This window comes from Mesorhizobium sp. M7A.F.Ca.US.002.01.1.1 (genome assembly GCF_004022955.1).
Classification (GTDB): Bacteria; Pseudomonadota; Alphaproteobacteria; order Rhizobiales; family Rhizobiaceae; genus Mesorhizobium; species Mesorhizobium ciceri.
In genome coordinates this window covers 1-3204 of sequence record NZ_RZQE01000582.1, presented here as the reverse complement: position 1 = coordinate 3204, position 3204 = coordinate 1, and the positions used below count along the sequence as shown (strand labels likewise).

At 65.3% G+C, this 3204-nt stretch carries 3 protein-coding genes and 1 pseudogene; all 4 read right to left on the bottom strand.

The genetic code is table 11. The features are described from left to right. A pseudogene (locus EN932_RS39815) lies at window positions 1-143 on the bottom strand (FAD-dependent oxidoreductase); the annotation flags it as partial. 2 nt (window positions 144-145) lie between these two features. Then, window positions 146-1525: a glutamine synthetase family protein gene (locus tag EN932_RS32325; protein ID WP_063169493.1), complete on the bottom strand. Its 1380-nt coding sequence runs from the start codon at window positions 1523-1525 to the stop codon at window positions 146-148. 6 nt (window positions 1526-1531) lie between these two features. Next, window positions 1532-2815: a glycosyltransferase gene (locus EN932_RS32320; protein WP_013528948.1), complete on the bottom strand. Its 1284-nt coding sequence runs from the start codon at window positions 2813-2815 to the stop codon at window positions 1532-1534. Window positions 2816-2825: 10 nt separating this feature from the next. After that, window positions 2826-3204, bottom strand: a 379-nt coding sequence (locus EN932_RS32315; protein WP_128369374.1) for an FCD domain-containing protein, incomplete at its 5' end; no start/stop codon positions are given.

Here is a 3204-nt window from a genome sequence, read left to right as displayed (position 1 = left end):
GTGCAGCCGCCGCCGACGACAACCAGGTCGGTGTCGACGTCGCCGACCAGCGCCGGATGGTCCGGCGCCGGATTGGCGGTGGCGACATAATAGGATTTTGCGATATCGAGGCCCGAATTGAAGCCCGTTGAACTGGAAGCCATGATCACACCTTCAGCAGAAGGTGGTCGCGTTCCCAGCTCGTCACCACGCCCTGGAACAGGTCGAGCTCGACGCTCTTTACGCGCAGATAAGTCTGGAAGAAATCCTCGCCGAGCAGTTCCCGCACCGGGCCGCAAGCCTCGAAACGATCGAGCGCCTCCTCCATCGTCTTCGGCAGCGTGCTCTTGATCTTGTAGGCATTGCCCGACGCCTCGGGCGAGCGCGCCAGTTTCTGCTCGACGCCGAGATAGCCGGCAAGCAGCGAGCCGGCGATCGCCAGGTAAGGATTGGAATCCGCGCCCGGAAGCCGGTTCTCCACCCGCCGCGCGGCGCGGCCGCCGGCCGGCACGCGCAGGCCGCAGGAGCGGTTGTCATGCGACCATTCGATGTTGGCCGGCGCGCTGTGGTTCGGCCTGATGCGGCGGAACGAGTTCACGTTGGGCGCGAACAGCGGCATGATTTCGGGGACATATTTCTGCAGGCCGCCGATGAAGTGGCCAAACATTGCGGTGTCGGCATCGTCGCTGCCGGCAAACAAAGTCCTGCCGGCCTCGTCGATGACCGACATGTGCAGATGCATGGAGCTGCCGGCCTGTGCGGCGATCGGCTTGGCCATGAAGGTGGCGTGCATGCCGCTTTGCTGCGCGGCCTGGCGCGTCAGCCGCTTGAACAGCAGCACCTTGTCGGCCAGCGGCAGCGCATCGCCATGCAGGAAGTTGATCTCCAACTGCGCGGTTCCCGACTCATGGATCAGCGTGTCGAGCGGCAGGCCGGCCGCCGCCGCATAATCGTAAATGCGGCGGATCACCGGCTCGAACTCCTCGAGCCCGGCCATATCGTAGGGATGCTGCACGGTCTCGGCGCGGCCATTGGCGCCGACCGGGGCGGTCAGCGGACGGTCCGGATCCGGATTGGGCGCGGTGAGATAGAATTCCACCTCGGGCGCCACCACCGCCCGCCAGCCGCGCTTGGCGTAGAGGTCGAGCACGGCCCTGAGCACATGGCGCGGCGAGGCCATCCAGGGCCGGCCGTCCATATGGAAGGCATCGGCAAAGACATAGGCCTTGCCGGGAGCGGCACCCGGCGCCAGGCAGAGCGTCGATACATCAGGCACCATGCGCATGTCCGGATCCGAATAGGCAAAACCCTCGTCGATCGAGCCGGAATAGCGGCCGTCGATGCTGACCAGGAAAGCGCTGCTCGGCAGATAGAGCGCGCGGTCTTCAAGCGCCTGGAGGAATTTGGCCGTCGGCAAGGCCTTGCCGCGCAGGACGCCGTTCATGTCGGGCACCAGGCACTCGACTTCGTTGATGCCGTGCCGGGCCAGCCAGGCCTTGGCATCGTTGCCGCTGGAGAGCGAGATGTTCGTGTTGTTGTCAGGCATTTTCGTTCAAATCCGTATCAGAGAGAGTATGGCTTGCGCGGCCGCATCCGTTCCGGGTTTCAGCGCCATTTGGGCTGCATTGTCCTTGAGGCGGGCGCGCATGGCATCGTCGGCCAGCAGGCCGAGAATGGCTTTCTCCAACACTCCTTCGGTCCAGCCGTCACGGCCGATATGGTCGCCGGTGCCGGTCTCTTCGGCGCGTTGCGCGTTGTCGTGTCCATCCCAGCAATAGGGCATGATCAGCGACGGCACGCCGAAGCGCAGCGCTTCGCAAAAACTGTTGTTGCCGCCGTGATGGATGAACAGATCCGACTTCGCCACCACCGAGGGCTGCGGAAACCAGGCGTCGAGATAGACATTGTCCGGCACCGCGCGGTAAGCGTCGCGCAGGCCGCCGGCATTGACGATGAAGCGCGCCGGCAGCCTGTCGAACACCACCAGCATGCGCTCGATCAGGCCGACATCCATGGCACCCAGGCTGCCGAAGCTGACATAGACCAGCGGCCCGCCATTGCGCGGGAACACCGGCACCTCGAACGGCCCTTCAGAACGCACGCAGCCCTCGAGATAGACGAAGCGCGCGGGGTCGAGCGGCTCGGCACGCTCGCGGCGCACGATCGTCGGCGTCAGCAGCAGGTTGAGATCGGGCGACGTCTCGAGGAACTGACCCTTCGGCAGCGGCCCCAGTCCGGCATCCGCCCGGAAGCGGTTGAAGCGGTCATGCGCCGGCGCGCAAGCCGCCAGATACCTGGCCTCGAACGCCGCGCGTTGCGGGTCGTCCACGCCAAGCCCCGACAGATAGGGCGGCACATTGGCGTCCGGCAGCTCGGTCTCGGCGCAGGAGACGACGCGCACCCACGGACAGCCGGCGGCGGCGATCGCCGGGAACATGATGACATTGTCGAGCACCACGGCATCCGGCTTGAGCCGTGCCAGCAATTGGCGCAGCGGCGCCTCGGCATTGACCGCGGTGTCGACGATGGCCTGCCAGGTCGGAGCGACATAGGTCTCAAGCTGGTCGATCGGGCTCAGCCTGAAATGCGGCAGGTGCCGGCGCACGAAAGCCTGCCAGTAGCTCTGACGTTGGCTCTCGCTCAGCGGCTCGTCGGTTGGCAACTGGTATTCCTGGAAACCATAGTCGGCAAAGACGCCGGAGAAACCGGCATGGCAGATGAAGACGGGCCGGGCGCCTTTCGCACGCAGCGCCTGCGCGATGCCGACGCAATTCAACGCCGCGCCGAAGCTTGCTTCGGGAAACAGCGCGATGGTCGGGCTGGCTTTACGCGTCAATTAATCCTCGTCATTCCGGCCGGCTGATCGTGCCGAACAGCGCGGGAGCCCCGCGGCTGGCCGCTTGCGGTCGCTGGTTGCGGGAGAGCCGCAGATGAATGCGAAGCAGATCGGCAGCCACCTCATACTGCAGGCTTTCAAGATGGTCGAGTATGACAAGGTGTTCGCGCAGCGATTGCCGCAATCGGAAGACGTTGACGCCGGCATAGATGCCCGGCAGCCGGCGCAGCCTGAGGTGATCGGCGAGCGCGTCGGCGATGAAGCGGTTGGCGCTGCCCTCGGCGAGCATGCCGTGAAAATCGATGTCCAATCGCTGGAACTCGCGTGTGTCGAAGGCGGCGTCCGGCAGCGTCACCAGCGCTTCCATAGCCTGGCGCAACGTCGCCGCC

Bases quoted from the DNA above. Each gene is read 5' to 3' on its own strand.
- EN932_RS32325 (WP_063169493.1), bottom strand. From the start codon at position 1,525: ATGCCTGACAACAACACGAACATCTCGCTCTCCAGCGGCAACGATGCC.